Origin of the sequence: Alteromonas sp. AO-Serp (assembly GCF_017849675.1) — a bacterium.
Lineage (GTDB): Bacteria > Pseudomonadota > Gammaproteobacteria > Enterobacterales > Alteromonadaceae > Alteromonas > Alteromonas macleodii.
This window is the reverse complement of sequence record NZ_JAFLMX010000054.1, coordinates 1-4,620: the sequence shown is the minus strand read 5'-3', so window position 1 is coordinate 4,620 and position 4,620 is coordinate 1. Positions and strand designations below refer to the sequence as shown.

At 46.5% G+C, this 4,620-nt stretch carries 2 protein-coding genes; both read left to right on the top strand.

Going from position 1 to position 4,620, the window contains the following annotated elements; translation table 11 throughout:
* Positions 1 to 2,924, top strand: a 2,924-nt coding sequence (locus QVA83_RS04810; RefSeq protein WP_287498185.1) for an exodeoxyribonuclease V subunit gamma, incomplete at its 5' end; no start/stop codon positions are given.
* Positions 2,921 to 4,620 (top strand): UvrD-helicase domain-containing protein (locus QVA83_RS04805; RefSeq protein WP_287498184.1); only part of this gene is annotated, 1,700 nt, incomplete at its 3' end. The genes QVA83_RS04810 and QVA83_RS04805, both read left to right, overlap by 4 nt.

Genomic DNA, 4,620 nt, shown 5'->3' with positions numbered 1-4,620 from the left:
CGCAGCACATTGATATTCATATATTTCACTTAAATCCTAGCATTAATTATTGGGGGGAAGCGAAAAGCAGTAGTGAACAGGCGAAGCTATTGCGCTTAGAAGGCCTTAAGAAATGGATGGAAGAAGATCAGTCAAACCCGCTGCTTGGCAACTTAGGTAAACAGGGCAGAGAGCTATTCAACTTAATTACTGAGCTAGATACCTTTGAGATTAGTGCGTTTGATTCACCGGATTTTGAAGAGGCTTCTAACAGTGGTGAGAACGTTCACCGTTATGGTCTACTCGAATATATTCACAACGATATATTGCAAGCCGCTCAACCGAAGCCACTTACTCATGATTTAAGAGAAAAAGACGATAGCGTTACTATCATGTGTACCCATTCCGCACTTCGCGAAGTGCAGGTATTACACGACCACTTGTTACACTGGTTATCTCAAGATAAAACGCGCACCCCATCTGATATTCTGGTGATGTGCCCGGCCATCGAAAACTACGCGCCATTTGTTGATGCTGTATTTCACAGAGTAGGTACTAAGGCTTTGGCTGGCAGTGGGCAGGTTAGGCTTCCTTGTACCATTGCAGATAGAAGCCCAATGGATGCAGAGCCGTTGATTGCGGCGTTTATGGCGCTGTTACAGCTGCCCGATAGCCGCTTTGGTGTGTCGGACATTATGGATTATCTGCAGCTAGATTCAGTGCAAAAGCGTTTCTCAGTGTCACAAGATGATATCGAGCAAATGGTGGTTTGGCTAAAACAAGCTCATATTCATTGGGGTCTTAATAGCGCCCATAAAACGGCCGTTTCAGAAGGTGTTGATCTAGACGACACTTACAGCTGGTGGTGGGGAATACGTCGATTACTTATGGGTATGCTTGCACCAGATAGTGAAGTCATAGTGAGTGACTTACTTACTATTCCCGACGTTGAAGGACAAAGTGCGCTTACGCTAGGCAAGCTTATTGACGTTGTGGCGCTGTTGGGTGAGTTTGCCCAAGTATTAACAGCCCCAAGGACTGCCGCGCAGTGGTCTAAAGCCTTAATATCGCTTAGAGATGCGTGTTTTATGCCGATAAAAGAGCAGCAGCAAAGTTGGGATCTTATCGCCAAAGTTGCTGCCGATCTTGCTGCACGATGCGAAGAGGCAGGTTATGAACACGAACTCACCCTTCGTCAGGTTCGCGACCTGCTACTCAATCGATTCTCGTCGCCAGATGCCGGTAACCACTTTATGACCGGTCAGGTTACGGTGTGTTCTATGCTGCCAATGCGTAGCATTCCATTTAAAAAAGTGTGCATTTTGGGGCTGAACGACAGTGAATTCCCCAGAAAATCAAGCCCGCTGGGTCTCGATTTAATGGCAGGTGCTGGCCGCCAAATTGGTGACCGCTCACGACGTTTGGAGGACAGATATTTATTCCTCGAAGCCATTATTTCCACCAGAGAGAGCTTATATTTAAGCTACCAAGGAAACGATGTTACTAATAATAGTGAGCGACAACCCAGTCTGGTATTGGCTGAGTTCATGGATATGTTAGCAAACAGCTACGCACTGGATTTATCTAAGTACAGCGTTAACGCGCCGCTACACCCGTTCAGTGAAGAAGGCTTTACGGGAACCTTGCCGAGCTACGAAACAGGGTGGTTACGGTTAGCTGACGCGTTACAAAAAACGAAATTAAATACCGACGAAGCAGACAATGACTCTACCAATGACGCGGATACGTCAACGCTAGCGCCATCAGCTGATACGCTTTCAACGCAATCGCTTCGTTTATCAGGTATTCAAATTGCGAGAGCTTTCAAAGATCCGCTGGAGTATTTTTCCGTACAACGCCTTGGTGTGAATCTGTCTCAATCGTTTACGCTACTTGAAAATAGCGAGCCGTTTGAAACCAATGCGCTGCTGCGCTACCAGGTGCTCGACGCTATCTTTTCGTCTGCAGAGCGCGTTGCGCCAGAGAAAGATGATGTCACCTCTCTTTCCTATAGTGAAAAAGTGATCACGTTTGCGTCGCTTAGAGGGGATATTCCCAATAACCCCGTTGCCAGAGATGAAGTTGACATGTGGAAAGAAGGGGCGTTGGCACTGAGTCAGGCCATGGGCCCTCATGACGCGGAGCCTAAAAAAGCGCACTTTCAAGGCAAATACATCACCTTTACTTCATCGGCTTTATTAGGCAGTGACGCGCTAGTCGAGCTTTGTGCAGGCAAGATTGACGCACATCGCGCTTTGGGTTTCTTCATCTCACAATTAGTTTTTTCAAGCAGCGATGAAGAAACCAGCTACAGCAACTATCCGCTGGATATCTATTCGTGTGCCTGGGAAAAGGGCGAAACCATTTTGAAAAAGCAGCGCTTCCCCGCTTACGACCGGGAAACTGCTGTGCGTTTACTTTTTTTTATTGAACAGCTTTATATGGCAGTTTACACGGCGCCGACACCTATTCATTTAAGTTTGTTCGGTACGTTTATGCCCGGAACCAGAAATTCAGACACTAAGCCTGTAGTGGAAAGCATAAAGCCTGAGATGATTACCGACATTCTGCATGCGTTACTAGAGAGTGCGGACGGGACTAGTGAAACCGACAAAGCGATACTTGGACAAGTTCAACATGCAATTGACGAGATGTGCCCGTTCACTGATAAAGACAACGCTGTAGCTAGCGAAACGACAAATGAAAAACATGAAAAAGCGAAACAGGCGGTGGATCAAGCCGCTGCACTTTTTAACACGATAGAGTTACAGCGAGCATTAATCGACTGGCAGCAAAGTAGCGGGCAGTTCAGCGCCGATATGGCAAGCAACCCTTACTTACATTGGCTGTTTCCTCAGGGCGTGAGTTGGAATGATATACCGCATTTAAGTGCTTTTGTGCTGCTCGCCATGGTCAACAATGCGTCTCAGGAGGAGAAGCTATGAGTTACAACCCTACATCCTCTGATAACCCTATAGACGAACAATCTCAGCCGCAAACCGACGACCACAGCGGCACTGAAGCGCAATTACTCGATGTAGTCGCTATGCCGTTAAAAGGGCGCCACCTTATTGAGGCCAGCGCTGGTACAGGTAAAACCTTTAATATTACGCGCTTGTATCTGCGTCTATTGCTTGAAAAAAAGCTCACCGTCAAAGAAATATTGGTGATGACTTTCACCAAAGCCGCGACCGAAGAAATAAAGGGGCGTATTGCGGCAACACTAAGAGAAGCCCTCCTTATTTGGCAGCAAGCCAAAGATAACGGCAATGAAATAGACAGTGGCTGTGACCCGGTTTATCAGTATTTATTTAATAGCTGTGATATTGACGAGAGTTTGGCACTTTTAAAAGCGGCGCAGCTGGAGCTTGATGAAGCCTCGGTGTTTACTATTCACGGCTTTTGTCAGCATGTTATTACCCAGTTAGCGTTTAACAGTGGCTTTGCCATGTCGCTTAATTTGGGCAATGACACCAGCGACTTATACCTTGAAGCTGCCGAAGACTTCATTCGAAAAATTAGCAAAAGTGAGGACGAGTTTAGGCTACTGGCAGAGTCTGGCTGGCATACACCTGAAAAACTGCTGCGAGAGTTTAACGCCAGCATTAAAAGTACTCTGACCCCAATATTGCTTAGTGAAGAGGATATTGAGGCAGCGTGTAAAAAGCAGTTAGATGAAGCGCCGCACACGTCTTTAGCCTACGTGAAGTCTCTACTTCAAAGCGTAGAGGATAATGAAGGGCTATTGGTAGAACAGCTCATCAAAACACCGGCCCATAAAAAAGAGCGGCCGCAGGAATTGGCTGCACTTAAAGCTTGGTTGCGCTCTTGCGTAGATGAACAAAGTTATTACCTTCCGCCGCCCGAAGCGGAAGCCTTTGTTAAAGGTACCCGATATGCGCGAAACTCATCAGGCGTAAAAGAGATTTTAACGCCTATAAAAGACTTTGCAGGGGCGCTTAAAAAAGCGTTTGGCGAGAAAGATAAGGCACTTAGTAAGGTGCCTGTATTCAAGCTGGTGGTTGAAGCCATTGCGTTCATCAAGTCCCGCGTTGAAAAGCAGAAAAAACAGCTTGGCGTTATCGACTTCGACGATCTTATTCGCATGCTCGCCGACGAGGTGGTGAAGCCAAATAATACTCTTGTGCCTGAACTTCGCAAAAAATTTCCCGTAGCACTTATTGACGAATTTCAAGATACCGATGCAAAGCAGTACGCGATTTTAGACGCAGTTTATCCCAATCTTGAGAATGCTAACGAAAGTGCGTTATTAATGATAGGTGACCCCAAGCAGGCGATTTATCGCTTTCGCGGTGGCGATATTTTTACCTATTTAAAGGCGGGCAGGCAGGCTGATTACCGCTGGGTAATGAATACCAACTGGCGCTCGGTAGAGGGCATGGTTAAAGCCTATAATCGATTATTCTACGGTGCGCCTGTAGCATCAAATAAACCCGCCGATGTGTTTGGCTTTAACATCAAATACAACCCTGTGGAATTTACGCCTAAAGCAGCCGCGGCAAAAACGCCACTTATCGACCCTGCCGAACAAGACAATGTAATGAAAAGTGCTGTAATGAAGAGCGGTGTAATGAAAAGTGCTGTAACGAAACGCAGCGCAATGAACTACGTTAGCATGTG